Genomic DNA, 24,211 nt, shown 5'->3' on the forward strand with positions numbered 1-24,211 from the left:
CGCCACCCGGCGCCGGCGTGAGAAGGACCGAAGCGCGAGGGGCGCGACCCCATGGGTCGCGCCCCTTACCGCGTCCGCCGTCGCCGGGTCAGCGGCCCGCGCCGTCCAACTGCTCCAGCGTCGCGACCGACGGGCCGCGGCGGGAGCGGACGTCGCGGGCCACGTCCTCCGCCGCGCCGAGGACGCGTACCGCGTTGCGCCAGGTCAGCTTGGCGAGGTCGGCCGTGGACCAGCCGCGGTCGAGGAGCTCCGCGAGCAGGTTCGGGTAGCCGGAGACGTCGTCGAGGCCCGCGGGGGTGAACGCGGTGCCGTCGTAGTCGCCGCCGATGCCGATGTGGTCGACGCCCGCGACCTCCCGCATGTGGTCGAGGTGGTCGGCCACCGTCGCGGCGGTGGCGACGGGGCGCGGGTGCGCCTCCTCGAAGGCCGCGTGCACCTTCATGGCCTCCGGGGTGGTGTCCAGGTGGTGGAAGCCGTGCGCGCGCATGTTGGCGTCGGCCGCGAGCGTCCAGTCGACGGCCTCCTGGAGGACGAACTTCGGCACGAAGGTCGCCATCGCCACGCCGCCGTTGGCGGGCAGGCGCTCCAGGACGTCGTCCGGGACGTTGCGCGGGTGGTCGCAGACCGCGCGCGCCGAGGAGTGGGAGAAGATCACCGGCGCCTCGGAGGTGTCCAGGGCCGCCCGCATCGTGGTCGCCGCCACGTGCGAGAGGTCCACCAGCATGCCGAGGCGGTTCATCTCGCGGACCACCTCGTGGCCGAACGGCGACAGGCCGCCGACGCCCGGCTCGTCGGTCGCCGAGTCCGCCCACGCGATGTTGTCGTTGTGCGTCAGCGTCATGTAGCGGACGCCGAGCGCGTACAACGCCCGTAGCGTGGCGAGGGAGTTGTTGATCGAGTGGCCGCCCTCGGCCCCCATGAGGGACGCGATCCGCCCCTCGGCGCGGGCCGCCTCCATGTCGGCCGCGGTGTGCGCGGCCCGCAGCTCACCGGGGTGGCGGTCGAGCAACTGCCGGACGCAGTCGATCTGTTCGAGGGTCGCGCTGACCGCGGCGTCGCCCGCCATATCGGTGCGCACGTACACCGACCAGTACTGGGCGCCGACGCCGCCCGCGCGCAGCCGGGCCAGGTCGGTGTGCAGCCGACCCGTCTGGTCCGCGGCGATGTCGAGGCGGTCGAGGTCGTACCCGGCCTTCTCGCGCAGCGCCCAGGGCAGGTCGTTGTGGCCGTCCACCACGGGGGCCTCGGCGAGCAGGGCACGGGCGCGGGCCAGGGAGTCGGGCAGCTTCGTCATGGGGTCACTGTCCCGAACCGAAGCCGAAACCGGAACCCGCGCCCTCCACCTTGGCGCGCAGGCGCTTGCCCTTCTCCGTCGCCTGGTCGTTCAGCTCCTGCTGGAACTCCCGCATGCGGCCGAGCAGTTCGGCGTCGTGCGCGGCGAGCATGCGCGCGGCGAGCAGCCCGGCGTTGCGGGCGCCGCCCACGGAAACCGTCGCGACCGGCACGCCCGCGGGCATCTGCACGATCGACAGCAGCGAATCCATGCCGTCGAGGTACTTCAGCGGCACGGGCACGCCGATGACCGGCAGCGGCGTCACGGAGGCGAGCATGCCGGGCAGGTGGGCGGCGCCGCCCGCGCCCGCGATGATCGCCTTGAGGCCGCGGTCGGCGGCCTGCTCGCCGTACGCGACCATCTCGTGCGGCATGCGGTGCGCGGACACCACGTCCACCTCGTACGGGATCTCGAACTCGTCGAGGGCCTGGGCGGCGGCCTCCATGACGGGCCAGTCGGAGTCCGAGCCCATGACGACGCCGACGACGGGTCCGTGCTGGGGACCGCTCTCGGGACTGCTCATTCGGTGATCGTTCCTCTGAGGTAGCCGGCAGCGTGGCGGGCGCGGTCCAGGACCTCGTCCAGGTCGTCGCCGTAGGTGTTGACGTGGCCGACCTTGCGGCCGGGCTTCACGTCCTTGCCGTACATGTGGATCTTCAGCTTCGGGTCGCGCGCCATGCAGTGCAGGTACGCGGTGTACATGTCGGGGTAGTCACCGCCGAGGACGTTCGCCATGACCGTCCACTGCGCGCGCGGGCGCGGGTCGCCGAGCGGCAGGTCGAGGACCGCGCGGACGTGGTTGGCGAACTGGGAGGTCACCGCGCCGTCCTGGGTCCAGTGGCCGGAATTGTGCGGTCGCATCGCCAGCTCGTTGACCAGGACGCGGCCGTCGCTGGTCTCGAACAGCTCGACGGCCAGGTGGCCGACCACGCCGAGCTCCCGCGCCACCCGCAGGGCCAGCTCCTGGGCCTGGCCCGCCAGCTCGGCGGAGAGGCCGGGGGCGGGCGCGATGACGGTGTCGCACACCCCGTCGACCTGCTGCGACTCCACGACGGGGTACGCCACGGCCTGGCCGTGCGGGGAGCGGACGACGTTCGCCGCCAGCTCCCGTACGAAGTCGACCTTCTCCTCGGCGAGGACCGGCACGCCCGCGCGGAAGGGCTCGGCGGCCTGCTCGGCGGAGCGCACGACCCATACGCCCTTGCCGTCGTAGCCGCCGCGCACGGTCTTCAGGACGACCGGGAAGCCGTCACTGTCCGTGTCGCCCTCGGGGACGCCCTCGGCCGCGAACGCCACCACGTCCGCCGGATCGCTCACGATCCGATGGCGTGGGCACGGCACTTCGAGCGCGTCCAGCTTCGCGCGCATCACCCCCTTGTCCTGGGCGTGCACCAATGCGTCGGGCCCCGGGCGGACGGGGATGCCGTCCGCCTCCAGGGCCCGTAGATGCTCGGTGGGTACATGTTCGTGATCAAAGGTGATCACGTCGCAGCCCCGCGCGAAGTCACGCAGCGTGTCGAGGTCGCGATAGTCGCCGATGACGACGTCGCTGACGACCTGCGCCGCGGAATCCTGCGGAGTGTCACTGAGGAGCTTGAACCTGATGCCGAGCGGGATGCCCGCCTCGTGGGTCATACGAGCGAGCTGGCCCCCGCCGACCATGCCGACTACCGGGAACGTCACACCCACAGGGTATCGGCCATCCGTGGACGGCCCGATTCCGCTCTCCCCCGGCGCGGGCGCGCCCCGGACGGACCGGCGTCCCCGCGCGCCGGCGCCGGGCGCTGGTTAGCATGGCTGGGTTGACGCGACCGGGAAAACCGCAAACGAAGCGGACGCGGCATCCCGTCGACACCGTGGAGAACCGGCTCCGACCGGCCGCCACCGACCGCGGCCGACCCGGCCGACACGACCGACCGACACCGACACGGGGGCTGGGGCGACCATGACGGACCGTGGCGCACTACGGGTGCGAGTGGACCGGCTCACACGGGAAGTGGCGAAGTTCGGGGCCGTGGGCGCCGTGGGGACGCTGATCAACTTCGCCGTCTTCAACCTCGTACGCCACGTCACCGACCTCCAGGTGGTGCGCGCCAGCGTCGTCGCGACGGTCGTCGCGATCTGCTGCAACTACGTGGGATTCCGCTACTTCACCTACCGCGACCGGGACAAGAGCGGCCGCACCAAGGAGCTGACGCTCTTCCTGCTGTTCAGCGTGGTCGGCCTGGTGATCGAGAACGGCGTCCTGTACGTGGCGACGTACGGGTTCGACTGGGACAGCAAGCTCCAGACGAACGTCTTCAAGTTCCTCGGCATGGCCATCGCCACGCTGTTCCGCTTCTGGTCCTACCGCTCCTGGGTGTTCCGGGCGCTGCCCGCGCGGGAGGCGGTCGCGCATGCGGAATCGTTCCTGGAGGAGGACGCCCGCGACGGCACGGAGCCGCGGGGGACGGCCTCGGGGGCGCGGCGCCGGGGCTGAGGACGGCCTGCGGCTCCGTGGGGGTACGGGGCGGCGGGGGCTGTGGAGGCCGCGGGGGCTGCGGAGGCCGCGGGGGCTGTGGGGGCTGCGGGGGCGCTCAGCGGACCGTTTGTCCGTCGCGGTGCGGGCCCGCTCCGCGCCCGGCCTGGTCGTGCTTGGTTCCCTTGCCGTGCCCGGCATCCTTGCCGGTCTCGCCGTCCTTGCCGCTGTCCGTCCCGGTCGCGTCGTCCTGGGACGGCTGCTGGCGCGAGAGGAACAGCCCGAACACCGGGGGCTGGGCCTGGAGCATCTCCAGGCGGCCCCCGTCCGCTTCGGCCAGATCGCGGGCCACGGCGAGTCCGATCCCTGTCGAATTGCGGCCGCTGATGGTGCGCTCGAAGATCCGCGCGCCGAGGTCGGCGGGCACGCCGGGGCCGTTGTCGGTGACCTCGATGACCGCCTGGTTGCCGGTGACGCGGGTCCGCAGGGCGACGGTGCCGCCGCCGTGCATCAGCGAGTTCTCGATCAGCGCCGCGAGGACCTGGGCGACCGCGCCCGGGGTGCCCACGGCCTTGAGGTGGCGCTTGCCGGAGCTGACGATGGCGCGGCCCGCGCTGCGGTAGGCCGGGCGCCACTCCTCCACCTGCTGCTTGATCACCTCGTCCAGGTCGAAGGAGACCGCGGAGCCGGTGCGGGGGTCGCGGGAGTTGGTGAGCAGCCGCTCCACCACGTCCGTGAGCCGCTCCACCTGCGTCAGCGCGATCGTCGCCTCCTCCTTCACCGTGTCCAGGTCGTCGGTGACGGTGATCTCCTCCAGGCGCATGGACAGGGCGGTGAGCGGGGTGCGCAACTGGTGCGAGGCGTCGGCGGCCAGGCGCCGCTCGGCGGTGAGCATGCGGGCGATCCGCTCCGCGCTGGAGTCCAGCACGTCCGCGACGCGGTCCAGCTCCGGGACGCCGTAGCGCCGGTGGCGGGGGCGCGGGTCGCCGGAGCCGAGGCGCTCGGCGGTCTCCGCGAGGTCCGTGAGCGGGGAGGCGAGGCGGTTGGCCTGGCGTACGGCGAGCAGGACCGCGGCCACGATGGCGAGCAGGGCGACCCCGCCGATGATCAGCAGGGTGCGGCCGACCTCCTGGGTGACGGCGGTGCGGGGCTCCTCGACGGTGACCTTCTCCCCCTCCTCGCCGTCCTCCTCGGCCCGGATGACGTCGCCCTTCGGGCGGGTGCCGACCTCGATGGGGGCGCGGCCGGGGATCTCGATGCGGGCGTAGCGCTCGATGTCGACCTGCTCCCGCAGGACCTCGCCGGTGACGCGCTCGTCGCTGATCAGGCGGCTGTCGACGATGCTCGCGAGGCGGACGGCCTCGGAGTTGACGCGCTCCTGGGCGCTGTTGCTGATCGTGCGGGTCTCGACGATCACCAGGGAGACGCCGAAGACGGCGATCACTACGAGGACGACGGCGAGGGTCGAGTTGATGAGGCGTCGGCGCACGGGGCCCTCCGGCCGGGCGGGGGAACGGACCCGACCAGTGTCCCCCGGCCTCGCCCCGGGCCCGACCAACGCCCTCCTTCCCGGCTGAGCGGCACCTCGGGCTGTGCCCACCCTCCCCCAAGCTCTCGGCTCCGCTCGAGCAGGGGGGACCCCCATCGCCCAGCGGGACGATTGCCCACAGCGGGGGCGGGCGGCGTCCACGACGGGACAGCGCTTCGCAGTGGGGCCGGACGGGCGCAGCCGGGGAGCCACGGGTGGGCGGGCGGGAAACACCCCGCGACGGCGGGACAGCGCTCCGCGTCGGGGCCGGGCAGGCAAAGCCGGGGAGCCATGGGTGGGCGGGCGGGAAAAAACCCACGACGGCGGGACAGCGCTCCGCGTCGGGGCCGGACGGGCAAGGCCGGGGAGCCACGGGTGGGCGGGCGGGAAACCACCCGCCCCGGCAGGGGCTAGGACTTCTCGAAGCGGAAGCCGACGCCACGAACCGTGGCGATGTACCGCGGATTGGCCGCGTCATCCCCCAACTTCTTGCGCAGCCACGAAATGTGCATGTCCAGCGTCTTGGTGGAGGACCACCACGTCGTGTCCCAGACCTCACGCATGAGCTGGTCCCGGGTGACGACCCGCCCCGCGTCCCGCACGAGCACCCGCAGCAGGTCGAACTCCTTGGCCGTGAGCTGGAGTTCCTCCTCCCCCATCCAGGCCCGGTGCGACTCGACGTCGATGCGTACGCCGTGCGTGGCGGGCGGCTGCGCCGGCTCCGAGGCGCCGCGCCGCAGCAGCGCCCGTACCCGCGCGAGCAGTTCGGCGAGGCGGAACGGCTTGGTGACGTAGTCGTCGGCCCCCGCGTCGAGCCCGACGACGGTGTCGACCTCGTCGGCGCGCGCGGTGAGGATGAGGATCGGCACCGTGTGCCCCTCGGCGCGCAGCCGCCGGGCGACCTCCAGGCCGTCCATGCCGGGCAGCCCCAGGTCGAGCACGACCAGGTCCACGCTGCCCTGCAGCCCGGCGTCGAGGGCGGTCGGACCGTCCTCGCGCACTTCGACCTCGTAGCCTTCCCGGCGCAGTGCGCGGGCCAGCGGCTCCGAGATGGACGCGTCGTCCTCGGCGAGCAGTACACGGGTCATGGGGTGATGGTAGTCCGCGACGGACAAGCCCCGAAGGCTGATCGCACGGTGATCGCCGAGCCCGGCCCCGGCCCGTCGCGGGGGCATCCTCGGTGCGCCCCCGGGGGCGGCGCGGGAAAACCACGCGGCAGCGACACGTCAGGACGCACGACAGCCCGCCCGGAACGCGATACGACGACAGCACCGGAGCAACGCGGAACGCGACGCAGCCAGGACGAGGGACGGACCCGAACGCGACGCAGCGAGAGCAGGGCACGGCCCCGACGCAACGCAGCGAGAGCAGGGCACGGCCCCGACACGACGCGGCGAGGACACGGCAAAGCGACAGCGGAACGCACCACGACAACCGCCCCCGGCAACGCGCACCGCGACCCCTCGGCTACGCCCCGCCAACGCGGCGCCCCGCCCCACCCCGCACCCCGGAAGATCAAGTTCCGGGATGAGATCCTTGGGGACATCTCACGGACACCTTGGAATGTGCGAGGTTGGTTCCAAGGTCACCTGTGATCCATGTCTCAAGTCCTTCCAAATCACGCTCTGTGGTGTCGTATGGTGGCGAGACGCCTGTAGCACTACTCAAGGACCTTTGGCCCGCTATTGCGCGCCAAGGGTCTCTTCTGTGTGCGGGCTGGTGTTCGCCAGCCTGGAAGGAATGACCTGTGGTCGGGCCCCGTACGCGATGAGGCGTCGGGGTGTGGATCTCGGTGTCTCCGTCTCTCGTGTCCGCGCGCAGCGGGACGAAACCCCCGTCAGGCGAGGGGGCGGACGGGACGGCGCCGGTGCCGACCGCCCCCACCGGGCGCGCCCATGGCGTCACGCCACACGCGTCCCGACACCACGAGGATCGACCCATGGCGACCAGCCTGACGAAGGACTCGGCCGGCTCCGGCACCGAGAAGACCTTCTTCGGCCACCCCCGCGGCCTGGCCACACTCTTCATGACCGAGATGTGGGAGCGCTTCAGCTTCTATGGCATGAAGGCCCTGCTCCCCCTGTACCTGGTCGCGCCCGGCGGCATGAACATGAATGCCGCCACCGCCACGGCGATCTTCTCGATCTACATGGCGATGGTGTACCTGCTCGCCATGCCGGGCGGCTGGTTCGCCGACCGCCTGTGGGGCCCGCGCAAGACCATCACGATCGCCGCCCTGGTGATCATGGCCGGTCACGTCACCCTCGCCCTGCCCGGCCAGGCGATGTTCTTCCTCGGCCTGGTCCTGGTCGCGATCGGCTCCGGCCTGCTGAAGGCCAACATCTCCACGATGGTCGGCCACCTCTACGACGGCCCGGACGACCCGCGCCGCGACGGCGGCTTCACGCTCTTCTACATCGGCATCAACCTGGGCGCCTTCATCGCGCCGCTGGCCATCGGCACGGTCGGCGAGAAGGTCAACTGGCACCTGGGCTTCGCCCTCGCCGCCGTCGGCATGGGCCTCGGCCTGGTGCAGTTCCTGCTCGGCGGGCGCCACCTGAGCGAGCGCAGCGCCGTCGTCCCGAAGCCGGTGGAGAAGCCGGAGCTCATGGGCCTGCTCCGCAAGGCCATGCTGTGGGTCATCGCCGCGGTCGTCTTCTACGGCGTCACGGTCGCCACCGGCGTCTACACCCTGAACTGGGCGACGGTCCCGATCGCGCTCCTCGGCCTGGTCATCCCGATCACGGTGCTCGCGCGCATCAAGCGCGACAAGGAGCTGTCGCGGGTCGAGCAGTCCAGGATGACCGCGTACATCTGGTTCTTCGTGGCCGCGGCCGTCTTCTGGATGATCTTCGACCAGGGCGCGTCCACCGTGGCCCTGTTCGGCAAGAACTCCACGGACACCTCGATCCTCGGCTTCGACTTCCCGGTCTCCTGGTACCAGTCGGTCAACCCGGTCCTGATCATGGCGCTGGCCCCGGTCTTCGCGTGGCTGTGGCTGGCGCTGAACCGCAGCGGCAAGGAGCCGAGCACGGTGGTGAAGTTCGCCTCCGGCCTGGTCCTGATCGGTGCCTCGTTCTTCGTCTTCCTGATGCCGCTGACCATGGCCGCGGACGGCGAGAAGGTCGGCGCGTACTGGATGGTGGCGATCTACTTCATGCACACCGTCGGCGAGCTGTGCGTCTCCCCGGTCGGCCTTTCGGTCACCACGAAGATGGCCCCGCAGAAGTACGCCTCGCAGATGCTGGGCGTCTGGTTCCTCGCCGTCACCGCCGGTGACTGCACCACCAGCCTGCTCTCCACCGCGGGCGTCGACCTGAACAAGACCGGCGTCGTGGGCATGGAGGCGACGCTCGCCGTCATCGCGGGCCTCGCGGTCTACATGTACCGCAACAAGGTCAAGACGCTCATGGGCGACGTGAACTGACACCGCCGCCGCGCGTACGCCGTACGAGCCGTACGAACTGAGGGCCGCCGCACCACCCGGTGCGGTGGCCCTTGGCGTTTCCCGCCGCCCGGCGGGGCCGGGCCGTGGACCATCGGGGCATGACCGTACGTCGTACGCTCCTGACCCTCGCCCTGTGCGGCGCCCTGCTGTCGTCCGGCACCGCCGCGGAGGCGTCCCGCCCGGCCGCCGGGCCGCAGCCGCCGCGCACGCACGCCTACGGCCCGCACCCGCGCCAGACGATCACGGTGTACGGCACCGGCGGCCCGGCCCTGGTGGTCCTGCACGGCGGGTCGTGGGCGCGGGACACCGACTGGAGCGGCTGGTCGCGGTGGTTCGCCGCGCGCGGCTTCACGGTGTACGAGACCGACTACCGGCTCTCCTCGGACGCGGTCTGGCCCGCGCAGCGCACCGACGTCCTGGCCGCGCTGCGCTGGGTCGCCCGGCACGCGGGGCCGCGGGCCGGGAAGCCGCTGCTGCTGGGCTCGTCGGCGGGCGGGCACCTGGCGGTGAGCGTCGGCGCGTACGGCGAGGGCCGGGCGTACGCGCGGGGCGTCGCCGCGCTGTCCCCCGTGGCCTCGCCGTACCGGGCCTGGCGCGACGGCATCCGGCCGGACGCCCCGCCCGAGCGGCGGGGTCTTGCCCGGGCGGCGGAGCGGCTCGCCGGGTGCGTGCCCGATCGCGCGGGGGCGCGGTGCCGGGAGCTCTGGAGTGACATGACGGCCGCCTCGCACGCCTCCGGTGCGCGGGACGCTCCGCTGTACCTGGTGCACTCCGCGGGCGACTTCGTGCCGCCCGCGCACTCGGCCGAGCTGGCCGCGGCCCAGCGCCGGGCCGGGCTGTCGGACGTGACCGTGCGTACGGTGCCGGGTGCCGCGCACGGTGGGCCGCTGCTGCGGGAGCGGGGGCTCGCCGAAGGCGTTCTGGCGTGGTTGCGGGCTCGCGCCCGCGCCCGCGGGTGAGGTACCGCTGCCGCGGTGGCTCCCCGTCCTGTGCTGCCCTCCGCCGGCCTGCGGTGGTGTGTCGGCCGTCCGCCGTCCCTGGCTGGGCGCGCAGTTCCCCGCGCCCCTTACGGGCGCCCTCCCCGGGCCGAGGGCCCCGCCGGGGGCGGTGGCGTTTCGCCGCCCCCCCCTGCGGTGGTGTGCCGGCCGTCCGCCGTCCCTGGCTGGGCGCGCAGTTCCCCGCGCCCCTTACGGGCGCCCTCCCCGGGCCGAGCGTCCCGCCGGGGGCGGTGACGTTTCGCCGCCCCCCTGCGGTGGTGTGTCGGCTGTCCGCCCGTCCCTGGCTGGGCGCGCAGTTCCCCGCGCCCCTTGCGGGGCGCCTCAGCCGGGTGCAGTGGTTCGGTGTGTTCGGGGGGTGCGGGCGGTGAGCAGGCTGGTTGCGCGGAATGCTGTCGCTGTGGTCACCAGGGTCAGGAGGGTCCAGAACAGGGTGACGCCCCAGGGGCGGCCGACCTTCCATGGGTGTTCGGCCAGGAGTTCGGTGTCGTGGCGGAGCGAGACCAGGTGGTCGCCGTGGGCGCCCGGCGTCAGCTCCACCGGGAGGCTGATCGTGGCCTCGCCGCCGGGGGCGACCGTGCCGCGCCACCGCTGTTCCTCCCAGCGCGGGGCCCGCACGCCACGGGAGGCGCCGATCCGGAAGACCGGGTCGACGACCGGCCTTGAGCCCCTGTTGCCCACGGTGAGCACGAGCCGGCGCGAGGGCGCGGCGCCGAACCACGTCAGGATGCCGTCCGCCCCGTCGAGACGGGGCTCCCCGAGGACCGCGAGCCGGCCGCCGCGCGGCTCCGGCAGCGCCCGGGGCCGCCACCCCGTGCCCGAGACGGTGCCCGGCCCGCCGGTGCCCGCCTGGGTCCTGGAGAGGGTGACGGCGGGCCCCTGCGGGTCCGCGGCGGCCGGGCCCGGGGCGGTCACGGCGTACCCGATGAGCACCAGGACCACGGCGAGGGCGTACGCGCCCGGCCGCCTCCGCCATAGCCTCACCGCCCGCCTCCCGTCCCCGTGACGGCGCCCGGCGGCGACCCGCCCGACCGGGCCGCGCTCAGCCCCGCGCCCGGTTCCGCCGCGTCAGCCACAGCACTCCGGCCACGCCCGTGAGCAGCACGGTGCCGCCGAGAGTGCCGAGCGCGAGGGTGGAGTCCGCGGGCCCGGTCCGCGGCAGCTCCTCGCCGCCGGAGGGGGTGTCCCGCGCGCCGTCCGACGCGTCGGAGCCGGAGCCCGCGCCGGGCGCGGAGCCCGCGTCGGAGCCGGAGCCCGCGTCGGAGCCGCCCGCTTTCCGCACGTCCAGGGTGAGCGACGGCTTCGGGTCGTTCGCGGGGGTGCACGTGGTCGTCGTACCGAGGGCCTTGATGGTGAGGACCCCGGCGGTGAAGGTGACCTTGCCGGACTTCTTGGGCGTGTACGTGCCCGTCAAGGTGCTGATCTTGATGGGGGCGTTGGCCGGGACGGGCTCGGCGTTGGGCGGCCCGGACACCGCGACGGTGCCCTGCTCCGCGCCGCCGAGCTCGATGACCGCGCTCGGCTTCATCGCGCCCTTTCCGAGCTCGACGGGGCTGGAGGAGACGCCCTTCTGGAAGGACATCGTGAGCTTGTGGCCCGTGCCGCTCCTGGTGCTCTTGATGTCGATCGGCGAGACGGCGCCCTTGTTCCCGATGGGCGTCCTGCACTGGTAGTCCACGTCCTGGACCTCGGCCCGCGCGGCGGGCGCGGCCAGCAGCAGGGCCGATCCGGCCAGAGCGGCGGTGACCACGAGCGCGGCGGGCTGTTTCTGGTACGACACCTCGTCTTCCCCTCATGCCGTGGTGCGGGCGGATCCGTGCCGCGGGGTCGCGCAACTGACGGCACATCAGATCGGGCGCTCAAGGTACGCCGGGGACCTTGTCGAGGGAAGACATGGGGACGCGCCGGATCCGTGCGGATCCGGCGCGTCCTGAAAGAGCCCGAAAGAGCCCGGGAGAGCCTTAAGGAGCCCGAAAGAGCCCGGGAGAGCCTTAAGGAGCCGAGGGAGCCCGAAGGAGCCCGAAAGGCGTGAGGTCGCCGGTGTCGTCCGGGGGCGTGCCCTAGCTCGGCGCCTCCAGCTCCGCCCACACCGTCTTGCCCGTCTCCCCGGGGTTCCGGACGACGCCCCAGTCGAGGCAGAGCCGCTGCACGATGAACATGCCGTGCCCGCCGGGCCGCCCGGCGCGGTGCGGCGTGCGCGGCGTGGGCTGGCCGGCCCCGCGGTCGGAGACCTCGACGCGGAGCACCTTCCTGTCGCTGTCGCAGGACAGGCCGAGCTCGTCGGGCCCCTCCGCGTGCAGGCAGGCGTTGGTGACCAGCTCGGAGACGACGAGCAGGACGTCCTCCGCGGCGGCCCGGCGGTCCGCGGTCGCCGCGGGCAGCCAGCCCCAGGCGTGCAGCGCCTCGCGGGTGAAGTCCCGCGCGAGCGGCACCACGGCACTGGCACCCTCCAGGCTGAGTCTGCGGACCTGACGGCCCGCGGGCCCGGGGGCCGGGTGCGCGGGAGCGTCCGCGACAGCGGCCTCCGGGTCCGGGCCACGGTCGCCCGGCGAGTAAGGCCGGGTGGCGCTCATCAGCACTTCACCTCACCGACAAGAGGACTCTCGACAAGTGACGGGCCTCGGCCCCCGGCGGCGGGTCGCTGGCCCACCCGGCCGCTCCCGGCCGCTTGTCGTTTCTGACGTTTGTTGTGTCATACGGACCACCGGCCGCCGGACACCGGCCGCCGACGGATACTGGGTGACTTCTGCCCGGCCGATCCGTGCGGACACCCATGGATTCTGCAGATACCGTGTGGCGCCCGTAACGCATTGGTCACAGAGTGACGGCTGACGCATAACGCTTCACTTCATACGTCCCACTGTTTCCCACGCGTCTCACGCTCCCCACGAAAACAGGTGGCGCTCAGTCGGCGAGCGCCGCTTCGAGCGTCTCGTGGACGGTGAAGACGGCGTCCGCCCCGGTGATCTCGAAGACCCGGGCGACCACCGGCTGCATGCCCGCCAGATGCACCGCTCCGCCCGCCGCCTCGGCCTTGAGCCGGGCGCCCAGGAGGACGTTCAACCCCGTGGAGTCACAGAACTCCAGCCGTGAGCAGTCCACCACGAGGCGTGAGAAGCCCTCGTCGACGCAGCTCTCCAGCGGCTCCCGCAGCAGATCGGCGGTGTGGTGATCGAGCTCACCCACCGGCGTCACGACGGCACCGCTGCCCTCTTTCCGGACTTCCACCAGAAGCCGGCCCCTGTGTGCACTGCCGACCGTCCCGCGGTCCATGCCGTCACTCTCTTCCGACCGTCGTGAGTTGTTCCCTGACGCGCGCCGTGGCGCACGATGACGCCCTTGAACATTACGCCTTCCGTACGCCTCGGGGTACCCGAACATCCCCCCGAATTCGGACATTTCGTCACCAAAGCCACTTGCGATGCCTCCGCGGAAGCGGGTAGGGGTAGAAGAGACACCACTCGACCCGGACGGCCATGGAGGCGCCGCACACCGCAGTGCACGTAGTGGCATCGGCAGCCATATGCCGAGAACGATGGAGGACACCATGTCACCCCGGCTCGACGAATCGCGAACTGACCAAGCGACGTCGACACCCCCGCCGAACCCCGCCCGACCCACGATCCCCGGCCCTGCCGCCGAAGCCCTGCCGCCGGTCCGCACGGATCAGCCGCTCGCCGGCGAGCGGCCCGAGTGCCTCTCCGGGCTCCCCGAGATCCCGCCGTACGACGAGGTGGGCGCGCTCGACGCGCGAGCCCTGTCCAAGACGCTCTTCGAGCGGCTCGAGTCCCTCGAAGAAGGCACGCACGCCCACGCGTACGTGCGCAACACCCTGGTCGAACTGAACCTGGCGCTCGTCAAGTTCGCCGCCTCCCGGTTCCGCTCCCGCAGCGAGCCGATGGAGGACATCGTCCAGGTCGGCACCATCGGCCTCATCAAGGCCATCGACCGCTTCGAGCTCAGCCGCGGTGTGGAGTTCCCCACCTTCGCGATGCCGACGATCGTCGGCGAGATCAAGCGCTTCTTCCGCGACACGTCCTGGTCGGTCCGCGTCCCGCGGCGCCTGCAGGAGCTGCGGCTCGACCTCGCCAAGGCGGGTGACGAGCTCGCCCAGCAGCTCGACCGCGCGCCGACGGTGGCCGAGCTCGCCGAGCGCCTCGGCCTCACGCACGACGAGGTCGTCGAGGGCATGGCGGCGTCCAACGCCTACACCGCGAGTTCGCTGGACGCGCAGCCCGAGGACGACGACTCCGAGGGCGCGCTCGCCGACCGCATCGGCTACGAGGACCACGGCCTCGAAGGCATCGAGTACGTCGAGTCCCTGAAGCCGCTCATCGCGGAACTGCCGCCGCGGGACCGCAAGATCCTCTCGCTGCGGTTCGTGGCGAACATGACGCAGTCGGAGATCGGCGAGGAGCTCGGCATCTCGCAGATGCACGTGTCACGCCTGCTCTCCCGCACGCTGGTGCGCCTGCGCAAGGGCCTGACGGTCGAGGAGTAGCCGCGCCCGGCGCGGTGTCCCCCGGACCCGCCCTTCCCGCACGCCCTGGGGCCCCGCCCCCTGGAACCCCGTGCCGCCGCTCGACGGCGCGCCGGGGCCCGGGGGGCGGGGCCCCGGCTCGCGTCAGGGACCGGGTGCCCGCCGATTCCCGGCTTATTCCACCGGCCGGGCCCTCATCACCAGTTTGTTCACCGCCCACAGCGCGATGCCGATCGCGAGCAGCACCCCGGCGCGGATGTAGACGTCGGCGGGCCGGTCGGCCAGCGGGCTGGCCAGGACGAGTGCGGTGATCGCGCCGAGCACGGGCAGCGCGGTCGGGGTCCGGAAGTGCCGGTGCTCCACGCGGTCGCGGCGCAGCACGAGGACCGCGACGTTGACGACGGCGAACACGCACAGGAGCAGGAACGCCGTGGTGTCGCCGAGCCCCTCGATCTCCCCGGTGGAGACCAGGCCGATGGCGAGCAGGGACACGAAGACGATGCCCGTGACGGGCGTGCGGCGGCGGGCCAGGACGCGCCCCATGGCGCGCGGCAGGATGCGCTCGTTGGCCATCCCGTAGCAGAGGCGGGAGGCCATCATGATGTTGATGAGCGCCGAGTTGGTGACCGCGAACAGGGCGATGAGCGCGAAGAGCTTGTGCGGGAAGTCCACGCCGCCCGCCTTGACGACCTCCAGGAGCGGGCCGCTGGAGCCCTCCAGGGTCTTGTGGTCCACCAGCAGGGACGAGACCAGGGCGACCAGGACGTAGAGGGTGCCGGTCACCGCCACGCCGATGAAGATCGCGCGGGGGAAGGTGCGGGTGGGGTCCTTGGTCTCCTCGGCCATGTTCACCGAGTCCTCGAAGCCGACGAAGGCGAAGAAGCCGAGCGCGGTGGCGCCGAGGATGCCCGTCATCAGCGCGTAGCCCGAGCCGTCCGCCTCGAACTCGGTGAGCCGGCCGGGCTCCCCGTCGCCGGTCAGGACCGCCCAGGCGCCGATGGCGAGGATGATCATGAGCCCGGTCAGCTCGACGATCGTCAGCACCACGTTCGTCTTCACCGACTCCGACACCCCGCGCAGGTTCAGCGCGGCGAGGGCGAGGATGAACGCGATCGCGATCAGCGTCGGCGGCAGCGCGTCGCCGGTCAGCTCGCTCAGGTAGTCGCCGCTGAAGGCGCGGGCGGCGGCGCTCGCCGACGACAGGCCCGAGCACATGACCATGAAGGCGACGATGAAGGTGAGGAAGGGGACCTTGAACGCCTTCTGCGTGTAGAGGGCGGCGCCCGCCGCCTTCGGGTACTTGCCGACCAGCTCCACGTACGAGGCGGCCGTCAGGATCGCCACCACGAAGCCGATGAGGAAGGGCAGCCACAGCGCGCCGCCCACCTTCCCGGCGACCTTGCCGGTGGTGGCGTAGATGCCGGTGCCGAGGATGTCGCCGATCACGAAGAGGATCAGCAGTTTCGGGCCGAGGACCCGGCGCAGGCCGGGCTCTTCGGCGGGCGGGTGCGCGGTGGCGCTGCTCGTTCCTGAGGTCGTCACAGGAGCCTCCCCCGAACATGGCGTGGACCGTGGGAAGGAGGTCTTGCCCCTGACGGTCCTTCGGAATGCGGGAGTTGAGGAAACTCAGAGCTCATCGGGGGTCTCTCCGGCGTCGGGAGCGGTGGCGGGGGCGCGGGGCGAGGGCGGTGGCGGGGGCGCGGGGCGGGGGCTGCGGCCGTCGGCGGCCCGTGCGCTACAGGCCGCGCAGGGCGTCCGGGACCGCCCCGCCCGCCTCCGCGACGATCTCCGCCGTGGTCTGCGCCGCGCGCACCCGCGAGAAGCGGACCGTGCCGTCGGCGGCCACCGCGTACCCGTGCACGGCCGGCCGGGGCAGGCTGTTGTACGAGTAGTGGTGCGCGAAGTAGTACGCGCCGGTGTCCAGCGCCGCCACCAGGTCGCCCGGGGCGAGCGGCGGCAGCGGCCGGTCGGTGGCGAGCAGGTCGCCCGCGAAGCAGGCGGGTCCTGCGATGTCCTGGCCGGTGGCGGGCCCCTGCTTGGGTCGGCCCGCGGCGTCGTAGGCGACGATCCTCAGCGGCCAGGACCCGGGCGCGTACACCGTGCGGGTCGCCGACTGGACGCCCGCGTGGGTCACCGCGACGCCCCGCCCGCCGGCCTGCTTCACGTACTCGACGCGGGCGAGCAGCACCCCGTGCTTGGCGAGCAGCGAGCGGCCGAACTCGGTGACGAGGCCGTAGCGCCCGTCGAGCAGGCCGGGCACGCGCTCCTTGAGCAGGCGGGCGTACTGAGCGTGCGTGGGCCGCTCCTCGTCGGAGCCGAAGTTCACGGGCAGGCCGCCGCCGATGTCCACGGTGTCGACCTGGCGGCGCCCGGCGCGGGCGTTGATCTCCTCGGCGAGTTCGTACGCGGCCTCGACGCCCTGGACCAGCAGGTCCAGGGGCATGCCCTGGGAGCCGGAGTGGGCGTGCAGCCGGGTCAGCCACGGCCGGTCCAGGAAGGCCTGGACGAGCCGGTCGCGGGCGCCCTCGTCCCGCAGCGGCACGCCGAACTTGGAGGTGGCGGTGGCCGTGGAGAGCGCGCCGATGGAGCCGCCGCCGACCTGCGGGTTCACGCGGACGCCCAGCGGTGAGGCGGTGGGCGCGGAGCGGACCAGGGCGTCGAGGCGGGCCAGCTCCTGGAGGTTGTCGGCGTTGACGGCGATGCCGAGGGCGAGGGCTTCGCGCAGTTCGGCGGGGGTCTTGGCGGGCGAGTCGAGGACGGTGCGCCGGGGCGGCACCCCGGCGGCGCGGGCCAGGGCCAGCTCGCCGGGGCTGGCCACCTCGGCGCCGATCCCGGCGTCGTGCAGCAGCCGCAGCACGGGCACCAGGGGCGTGGCCTTCACGGCGAAGGCGTGCAGGACGGGGGTGCCGGGCGGGGTGACGGCCGCGAAGGCGGCGGTGAGCGCGGCCGCGGAGGCGCGGATGCCGGTGACGTCGAGGAGGCCGGCCACGGGGGTGCCGGGGCCGAGGACGCCCTGGTCGACGGCGGCGCGGACGGCGAGGTCGCGCCGTGCGCGGGCGGAGCCGCCGGGGTGCGGGGCGCCGGCGCCGTGGGCCGGGGCGGGGGCGTCCTGGTCCGGTCCTGCCGTACCGGCCGTGTCGTGATCGAGGCTCATGTGCTCCAGGCAATCACCCGGGCGCCGCGCCCGCTGGCCCTACGACGCTATTGACTAGTCCTATTCACGTCACCAGGATGTGAATAACAAGGTCACAGCAGGAGGAGGCACCGCCATGTCAGGACCGAGGCCCGTACGAGCGCCGCGCGGCACCGAACTGAGCGCCCTGGGCTGGCAGCAGGAGGCCGCGCTGCGCATGCTCCAGAACAACCTCGACCCCGAGGTCGCGGAGCACCCGGACAAGCTCGTCGTCTACGGCGGCACCGGCAGGGCGGCCCGCGACTGGCGGTCCTTCGACGCGATGGTGCGCACCCTGAGGAGCCTCAAGCAGGACGAGACGATGCTCGTCCAGTCCGGCCGCCCCGTCGGCGTGATGCAGACCCACGAGTGGGCGCCGCGCGTGCTCATCGCCAACTCCAACCTGGTCGGCGACTGGGCGAACTGGGAGGAGTTCCGCCGCCTGGAGGCCCTCGGCCTGACCATGTACGGCCAGATGACGGCCGGGTCGTGGATCTACATCGGCACCCAGGGCATCCTCCAGGGCACGTACGAGACGTTCGCGGCGGTCGCGGCGAAGAAGTTCGGCGGCACCCTCGCCGGGACCATCACCCTGACCGCCGGGCTCGGCGGCATGGGCGGCGCCCAGCCGCTCGCCGTCACCATGAACGACGGCGTCGCGATCTGCATCGACTGCGACCCGCGCGCCATCGAGCGCCGCATCGAGCACCGCTACCTCGACGTGCGGGCCGACTCCCTGGAGCACGCGCTCCAGCTCGCCACCGAGGCCCGCGACGCCCGCCGCCCGCTGTCGATCGGCCTGCTCGGCAACGCCGCGGAGCTGCTGCCGCGGATGCTCGCCGAGGGCGCCCCGATCGACATCGTCACGGACCAGACGTCCGCCCACGACCCGCTGGCGTACCTGCCGCTCGGCGTGGACTTCGACGACATGGCGGCGTACGCGGCCAAGGACCCGGCGGGCTTCACGCAGCGCGCCCGCGAGTCCATGGCCCGGCACGTCGAGGCCATGGTCGGCTTCATGGACGCGGGCGCCGAGGTCTTCGACTACGGCAACTCCATCCGCGGCGAGGCCCAACTCGCCGGATACGAGCGGGCGTTCGCCTTCCCCGGCTTCGTGCCCGCGTACATCCGGCCGCTGTTCTGCGAGGGCAAGGGCCCGTTCCGCTGGGCGGCCCTGTCGGGCGAGGCCTCCGACATCGCCAAGACGGACAGGGCGATCCTGGACCTGTTCCCGGAGAACGAGTCGCTGCACCGCTGGATCACGATGGCGGGCGAGCGCGTCCACTTCCAGGGCCTGCCCGCCCGCATCTGCTGGCTCGGCTACGGCGAGCGCGACAAGGCGGGCGAGCGCTTCAACGACATGGTGGCCTCCGGCGAGCTCCAGGCCCCCCTCGCGATCGGCCGCGACCACCTCGACTGCGGCTCCGTCGCCTCCCCGTACCGGGAGACCGAGGGCATGCGCGACGGCTCCGACGCCATCGCCGACTGGCCGCTGCTCAACGCCATGGTGAACGTGGCCTCGGGCGCGAGCTGGGTGTCGATCCACCACGGCGGCGGCGTCGGCATGGGCCGCTCGATCCACGCGGGCCAGGTCACGGTCGCCGACGGCACGGCGCTCGGCGCCGAGAAGATCCGCCGCGTCCTGACGAACGACCCGGGCATGGGCGTGATCCGGCACGTGGACGCGGGCTACGAGGGCGCGGAGGAGGTCGCGTCCGAGCGCGGCGTGCGGGTCCCGATGCGGGAGGGCGAGTGACAGCGGACCGGCCCTCGGCCCCGTCCTCGCCCGCCGTGCGGGCCGGCGCCCCGGTGCACCCCCCGTCCTTCCAGGAGATGTGGCGCGAGCTGCACCCCATCGGCCGCGACGCCGACTCCGGCGGCTACCGCCGCTCGGCCTGGACCGGCGCGGACGCCGACTGCCGCACCTGGTTCCAGGAGCAGGCCGCGCGCCGCGGCCTGGCGTACGAGACGGACCGCAACGGCAACCAGTGGGCCTGGCTCGGCGACCCCGCCGCGGGCGACGCCGTCGTCACCGGCTCGCACCTGGACTCCGTGCCGGACGGCGGCGCCTTCGACGGCCCCCTCGGCGTGGTGTCCGCCTTCGCCGCGCTGGACGAACTCCGCGCCCGGGGCGCGGAGTTCACCCGGCCGCTCGCCGTCACGAACTTCGGCGACGAGGAGGGCGCCCGCTTCGGCCTGGCCTGCGTCGGCTCCCGGCTCACGGCCGGGCAGCTCACCAAGGAGCAGGCGTACGAGCTGCGCGACGGCGACGGCGTACGCCTCCCGGAGGCGATGGAGGCCGCCGGGTACGACCCGGAGGCCATCGGCGCGGACCCCGGGCGCCTCGCCCGGATCGGCGCGTTCGTGGAGCTGCACGTCGAGCAGGGCCGCGCCCTGGACCTGTCCGGCGACCCGGTGGGCATCGCCAGCGCCATCTGGCCGCACGGCCGCTGGCGCTTCGACTTCCGCGGCGAGGCCAACCACGCGGGCACCACCCGGCTCGCCGACCGCCGCGACCCGATGCTGAGCTACGCCGAGACGGTCCTCGCGGCCCGCCGGGAGGCGGAGCTGGCGGGCGCGGTGGCGACCTTCGGCAAGATCTCCGTCGAGCCGAACGGCGTCAACGCCATCCCGTCCCTGGTGCGCGGCTGGCTGGACGCGCGCGCCGCCGACCAGGACACCCTCGACACGGTCGTGACGGCCGTGGAGAAGGCGGCCCGCGAGTACGCCGACCGGCACGGCGTCGACCTCGCCGTCGTCCGCGAGTCCTTCACCCCTGTCGTGGAGTTCGCGCACGCGCTGCGCGACGAGCTCGGGGCGATCCTGCGGGAGCGCACCGGCCGCGCGGTGCCCGTGCTCGGCACCGGCGCGGGACACGACGCGGGCATCCTGTCCGCGTCCGTCCCGACTGCCATGCTGTTCGTCCGCAACCCCACGGGCGTCTCGCACTCCCCCGCCGAGCACGCGGCGGAGGACGACTGCGCGGCCGGGGTGCGGGCACTCGCCGACGTACTGGAGGGCCTGGCGTGCCGGTGACGCACACGTACTGGGCGGAGCACGCCTGGCTGGAGCCCGTCGTGGAGCCGGGCGTGGCGCTCGACGTGGGCGCGGACGGCAGGATCGCGGCCGTCCGCACGGGCGTGGCGTCCCCGCCGCCGGGCGCGACGGTGCTGCGCGGCCTGACGCTGCCCGGCCTCGCCAACGCCCACTCGCACGCCTTCCACCGCGCGCTGCGCTCGACCGTGCAGGTGGGCAGCGGCACGTTCTGGACGTGGCGGGAGGTCATGTACTCCGTGGCCGACCGGCTCACGCCGGAGACGTACCACGCGCTGGCGCGGGCGGTGTACGCCGAGATGGCCCTGGCGGGCGTCACCGCCGTCGGCGAGTTCCACTACCTGCACCACGCGCCGGGCGGCACCCGCTACGCCGACCCGAACGCCATGGGCGAGGCCCTGCTCGCGGCCGCCGCCGACGCGGGCATCCGCATCACGCTGCTCGACACGGCGTACGTGGCCTCCGGCCTGCGCGGCGCCGCCGAGGGCGCCCCGCCCGACCACCACCAGCTCCGCTTCTCCGACGGCACGACCGAGGCCTGGGCCGAGCGGGCGTCGCTCCTCAAAGACCGCGAGCACGCCCGGATCGGCGCGGCCGTCCACTCCGTACGGGCCGTGCCCGCGCGGCAGCTCGGCACGGTCGCGGAGTGGGCCGCGGCCCGCCGGGCCCCGCTCCACGTGCACCTGTCCGAGCAGACCGCCGAGAACGAGGCGTGCCTGGCCGTGCACGGGTGCACGCCCACGCGGCTGCTCGCCGACCACGGGGTGCTCGGGGAGCGCACCACCGGCGTCCACAACACCCACCTCACCGACGAGGACATCGCCCTGATCGGCGGGTCCGGCACCGGCACCTGCATGTGCCCCACCACCGAGCGGGACCTCGCCGACGGCATCGGCCCCGCGCCCGCCCTCCAGCGGGCGGGCAGCCCCCTGTCCCTGGGCAGCGACAGCCACGCCGTCATCGACCTCTTCGAGGAGGCGCGGGCCATGGAGCTGAACGAGCGCCTCCGCTCGCACGCGCGCGGCCACTTCACCGCCGCGGCGCTGCTGCGGGCGGCGTCGGCCGACGGGCACGCGGCCCTCGGCTGGGCCGACGCCGGGGCCCTCACGCCCGGGGCGCTCGCCGACTTCGCGACGGTCGCGCTGGACTCCGTGCGGACCGCGGGGGCCGCGCCGCGGCTGGGGGCGGAGGTGGCGGTGTTCGCGGCGAGCGCGGTGGATGTGCGGCACACCGTGGTCGGCGGCCGCCACGTGGTCCGCGACGGCACCCACACCCTGCTCCCCGACGTCCCGTCGGCCTTGGCCCGGGCGGTGACGGCGCTGCACTAGGCCTCGCGGGGGCGCCCCGCTCATCGGCGCTCCGCGCCTCGTCCGCAAACGCCGGACGGGTTGAAACTCTCCGGCGCGGCCCGGCGTACAGTTCCAGCCCCTCCGGCGTTTGAGGAGCGGGGTCTGGGGCGGAGCCCCAGTTTCGGGAAAGGGGCGGGACCGGGGCGCCCCCGCGAGGCCCACCCAACCGCACTCGACCCCGAACAGGACCCCCATGCCCACCACCCTCATCCACAACATCACCACCCTCGTCACCAACGACCAGTCCCTCGGCAAGGGCGCCCTCGGCCTCCTCCAGGACGCCGCCGTCGTCCTGGACGGCACACGCGTCGCCTGGGTCGGCCCCACCGCCGACGCCCCCGCCGCGGACGAGGCGTACGACGCCGAGGGCCGCGCGGCGATCCCCGGCTTCGTGGACTCGCACTCGCACCTCCTCTTCGCCGGCGACCGCACCCAGGAGTTCAACGCCCGCATGGAGGGCCGCCCGTACGAGGCGGGCGGCATCCGCACCACGGTGGCCGCGACCCGCGCCGCCACGGACGAGGCCCTGGAGGCGAACCTCACCCGCTACCTCGCCGAGGCCCTGCGCCAGGGCACGACCACGTTCGAGACGAAGTCGGGCTACGGCCTGACCACCGAGGACGAGGCCCGCGCCCTGCGCGTCGCGGGGCGCCACACCGACGAGGTGACCTTCCTGGGCGCGCACATCGTGTCCCCCGACTACGCCGACGACCCGGCGGCGTACGTCGACCTGGTCACCGGCGAGATGCTGGAGGCCTGCGCCCCGCACGCCCGCTGGATCGACGTGTTCTGCGAGAAGGGCGCCTTCGACGGGGACCAGGCCCGGACGATCCTGACCGCGGGGAAGGCGAAGGGCCTGCACCCGCGCGTACACGCCAACCAGCTCGGCCACGGCCCCGGCGTACAGCTCGCCGTGGAGCTGGACGCCGCCAGCGCCGACCACTGCACCCACCTCACCGACGCCGACGTGGACGCCCTCGCGCACAGCGAGACCGTGGCCACGCTGTTGCCGGGCGCGGAGTTCTCCACGCGCGCCCAGTGGCCCGACGCGCGCCGCCTCCTGGACGCGGGCGCGACCGTCGCGCTGTCCACGGACTGCAACCCCGGCTCGTCGTTCACGTCGTCGATGCCGTTCTGCGTCGCGCTCGCCGTACGGGACATGGGCATGACCCCGGACGAGGCGGTGTGGGCGGCGACGGCGGGCGGCGCGGCCGCGCTGCGCCGCACGGACGTCGGGCACCTGCGCCCGGGCGCCCGCGCGGACCTGGCCCTGCTCGACGCGCCGAGCCATGTGCACCTGGCGTACCGGCCGGGCGTACCGCTGGTGTCGGCGGTGTGGCGCGAGGGCACCCGCGCCGTCTGAACGAGGCCCCGGGCCGGGCGGGGGCTACTCCGCGAAGAGCCCCCGCTCGGCCGCGCCCACGTCGAACTCCTCCAGGCGGGCCTGCGCGTCCGGCAGCGCGTCGCACATGGCCTCCAGGAGCGCGCGGCCGAGCAGCATGGGCGCGCAGGCCGTGTCGAAGGCGAGGCCGGTGCCGACGGCGGCGGGCAGCAGCACGTCCGAGTGCGCGGCCACGGGCGCGAAGGCGGAGTCGGCGACGGTGACCACGGTCAGGCCCGCGCCCCGGGCGTGCGCCAGCGCGTCGACGACCTCCCGGGGGTGGCGGGGCAGCGCGAAGCAGAGCAGGGCGGTGGCCCCGGCGCGCACCGCCGCGTCGAGGCGGTCGGTGAGCATGGAGCCGCCCTCGTGCAACAGCCGCACGTCCGGGTGGACCTTCGCGGCGAAGTACGCGAAGCCGTAGGCCTGGGAGGCGGCGGCGCGCAGGCCGAGGACCGGCAGGGGGCGCGAGGCGGCGAGCAGGCGGCCCGCGCGCTCGACGGGCGCGGGGTCGGCGAGCAGCTCCGCGAGGTGGCGCAGGTTCTCGATCTCGGCCTCGACGGCCTGCTGGTACTCGTTCGCCGCGGTGTCCTCCGCCGCCTCCGCGGGGGCCACGTCGCGCAGGTGGCGCCGGAGCGCGGGGTAGCCGTCGAAGCCGAGCGCGACCGCGAACCGGGTCACGGACGGCTGGCTGACGCCCGCGAGCTCGGCGAGCTCGACGCTGGACAGGAAGGGCGCGTCGGCGGCGCGCCGCACCATGCAGTGGGCGATGCGCCGCTGCGTGGGCGTGAGCCGGTGCCCTTCGAAGAGCGCCTGAAGCCGTGCCGCCGGACTGTCACCCATGCCCTGACCTCCCCTGAGTCGCCGTACGAGTGTGCATCGCCTTCCCCAAGGTTCGCGCCCGGGCATTGACAATCTATTCAGATTACGAGAACTCTGCATGAGGTTATACAGCCCCGCAAGCAGCCGCGCGGCCCGCCACGGCCGCGCGCGACCGGGCGCCCGCCCGTGAGGAG

19 protein-coding genes and 1 pseudogene are annotated in these 24,211 nt (G+C 73.6%); 8 read left to right on the forward strand and 12 right to left on the reverse strand.

Features of this window, described 5'->3' with window-relative positions:
* Positions 1 to 88: 88 nt before the first annotated feature.
* From IE330_RS16275 to IE330_RS16285, 3 genes are read right to left on the reverse strand one after another with little or no spacing between them, the layout of a single operon-like run.
* Entirely contained in the window at positions 89 to 1,294 is a 1,206-nt protein-coding gene (locus IE330_RS16275; protein WP_190136733.1) for a dipeptidase, read from the reverse strand.
* 4 nt (positions 1,295 to 1,298) lie between these two features.
* A complete protein-coding gene (gene purE / locus IE330_RS16280; protein ID WP_190136734.1) occupies positions 1,299 to 1,856 on the reverse strand; it encodes a 5-(carboxyamino)imidazole ribonucleotide mutase in 558 nt (185 codons plus the stop codon).
* Positions 1,853 to 3,016 carry a 5-(carboxyamino)imidazole ribonucleotide synthase gene (locus IE330_RS16285; RefSeq protein ID WP_190136735.1) on the reverse strand — a complete coding sequence of 388 codons (1,164 nt, stop codon included), beginning with the start codon at positions 3,014 to 3,016 and terminating at the stop codon, positions 1,853 to 1,855. The genes purE and IE330_RS16285 overlap by 4 nt, the downstream gene beginning before the upstream one ends.
* 262 nt (positions 3,017 to 3,278) lie before the next feature.
* Between IE330_RS16285 and IE330_RS16290 the strand changes: the two genes are divergently transcribed.
* Positions 3,279 to 3,812, forward strand: a complete 534-nt coding sequence (locus tag IE330_RS16290) for a GtrA family protein (protein ID WP_190136736.1) — start codon at positions 3,279 to 3,281, stop codon at positions 3,810 to 3,812.
* A gap of 229 nt (positions 3,813 to 4,041) precedes the next feature.
* On the opposite strand, the pseudogene IE330_RS16295 reads toward IE330_RS16290, so the two are convergent.
* Positions 4,042 to 5,280: pseudogene (locus tag IE330_RS16295) on the reverse strand (sensor histidine kinase); the annotation flags it as partial.
* A 449-nt stretch (positions 5,281 to 5,729) separates the two neighbouring features.
* Positions 5,730 to 6,407 carry a response regulator transcription factor gene (locus tag IE330_RS16300; protein ID WP_164324255.1) on the reverse strand — a complete coding sequence of 226 codons (678 nt, stop codon included), beginning with the start codon at positions 6,405 to 6,407 and terminating at the stop codon, positions 5,730 to 5,732.
* Positions 6,408 to 7,258: 851 nt separating this feature from the next.
* Between IE330_RS16300 and IE330_RS16305 the strand changes: the two genes are divergently transcribed.
* On the forward strand, positions 7,259 to 8,746 hold the full coding sequence (locus tag IE330_RS16305; protein WP_190136737.1) for a peptide MFS transporter: 1,488 nt from the start codon (positions 7,259 to 7,261) through the stop codon (positions 8,744 to 8,746).
* A gap of 119 nt (positions 8,747 to 8,865) precedes the next feature.
* Positions 8,866 to 9,726 carry an alpha/beta hydrolase family protein gene (locus IE330_RS16310; protein WP_190136738.1) on the forward strand — a complete coding sequence of 287 codons (861 nt, stop codon included), beginning with the start codon at positions 8,866 to 8,868 and terminating at the stop codon, positions 9,724 to 9,726.
* A gap of 360 nt (positions 9,727 to 10,086) precedes the next feature.
* On the opposite strand, the gene IE330_RS16315 is transcribed toward IE330_RS16310, so the two are convergent.
* The 4 genes from IE330_RS16315 to IE330_RS16330 form a co-directional block, all read right to left on the reverse strand.
* A complete protein-coding gene (locus IE330_RS16315; protein WP_190136739.1) occupies positions 10,087 to 10,746 on the reverse strand; it encodes a hypothetical protein in 660 nt (219 codons plus the stop codon).
* A gap of 58 nt (positions 10,747 to 10,804) precedes the next feature.
* A complete protein-coding gene (locus tag IE330_RS16320; RefSeq protein WP_190136740.1) occupies positions 10,805 to 11,542 on the reverse strand; it encodes an LPXTG cell wall anchor domain-containing protein in 738 nt (245 codons plus the stop codon).
* 280 nt (positions 11,543 to 11,822) lie between these two features.
* Positions 11,823 to 12,335, reverse strand: a complete 513-nt coding sequence (locus IE330_RS16325; protein ID WP_190136741.1) for an ATP-binding protein — start codon at positions 12,333 to 12,335, stop codon at positions 11,823 to 11,825.
* A gap of 331 nt (positions 12,336 to 12,666) precedes the next feature.
* Positions 12,667 to 13,035: an STAS domain-containing protein gene (locus IE330_RS16330; RefSeq protein WP_190136742.1), complete on the reverse strand. Its 369-nt coding sequence runs from the start codon at positions 13,033 to 13,035 to the stop codon at positions 12,667 to 12,669.
* Between the two features lie 262 nt (positions 13,036 to 13,297).
* Between IE330_RS16330 and IE330_RS16335 the strand changes: the two genes are divergently transcribed.
* Positions 13,298 to 14,263: an RNA polymerase sigma factor SigF gene (locus tag IE330_RS16335; RefSeq protein WP_373314660.1), complete on the forward strand. Its 966-nt coding sequence runs from the start codon at positions 13,298 to 13,300 to the stop codon at positions 14,261 to 14,263.
* Between the two features lie 153 nt (positions 14,264 to 14,416).
* Here the strand turns inward: IE330_RS16335 and IE330_RS16340 are convergent, their stop codons facing one another.
* Both IE330_RS16340 and IE330_RS16345 read right to left on the reverse strand, forming a co-directional pair.
* A complete protein-coding gene (locus IE330_RS16340; RefSeq protein WP_190136743.1) occupies positions 14,417 to 15,784 on the reverse strand; it encodes an APC family permease in 1,368 nt (455 codons plus the stop codon).
* 193 nt (positions 15,785 to 15,977) lie between these two features.
* Positions 15,978 to 17,396, reverse strand: a complete 1,419-nt coding sequence (locus tag IE330_RS16345) for a type III PLP-dependent enzyme domain-containing protein (RefSeq protein WP_190136744.1) — start codon at positions 17,394 to 17,396, stop codon at positions 15,978 to 15,980.
* A gap of 115 nt (positions 17,397 to 17,511) precedes the next feature.
* Here IE330_RS16345 and hutU point away from each other — a divergent pair, with 115 nt between their 5' ends.
* From hutU to hutI, 4 genes are all read left to right on the forward strand, one after another.
* Positions 17,512 to 19,170 (forward strand): urocanate hydratase, encoded by a 1,659-nt coding sequence (gene hutU, locus IE330_RS16350; RefSeq protein ID WP_190136745.1) that lies wholly within the window; start codon positions 17,512 to 17,514, stop codon positions 19,168 to 19,170.
* 77 nt (positions 19,171 to 19,247) lie between these two features.
* Positions 19,248 to 20,450, forward strand: a complete 1,203-nt coding sequence (locus tag IE330_RS16355; RefSeq protein WP_190136761.1) for an allantoate amidohydrolase — start codon at positions 19,248 to 19,250, stop codon at positions 20,448 to 20,450.
* Positions 20,447 to 21,796, forward strand: a complete 1,350-nt coding sequence (locus IE330_RS16360) for a formimidoylglutamate deiminase (RefSeq protein ID WP_190136762.1) — start codon at positions 20,447 to 20,449, stop codon at positions 21,794 to 21,796. The genes IE330_RS16355 and IE330_RS16360 overlap by 4 nt, the downstream gene beginning before the upstream one ends.
* A 214-nt stretch (positions 21,797 to 22,010) precedes the next feature.
* A complete protein-coding gene (gene hutI, locus IE330_RS16365; RefSeq protein WP_190136746.1) occupies positions 22,011 to 23,180 on the forward strand; it encodes an imidazolonepropionase in 1,170 nt (389 codons plus the stop codon).
* Between the two features lie 24 nt (positions 23,181 to 23,204).
* Here hutI and IE330_RS16370 read toward each other — a convergent pair whose 3' ends face one another.
* Positions 23,205 to 24,038, reverse strand: a complete 834-nt coding sequence (locus tag IE330_RS16370) for a MurR/RpiR family transcriptional regulator (protein ID WP_190136747.1) — start codon at positions 24,036 to 24,038, stop codon at positions 23,205 to 23,207.
* Between the last annotated feature and the right edge of the window lie 173 nt (positions 24,039 to 24,211).

Origin of the sequence: Streptomyces longispororuber, from assembly GCF_014656095.1 — a bacterium.
GTDB classification, from domain to species: domain Bacteria; phylum Actinomycetota; class Actinomycetes; order Streptomycetales; family Streptomycetaceae; genus Streptomyces; species Streptomyces longispororuber.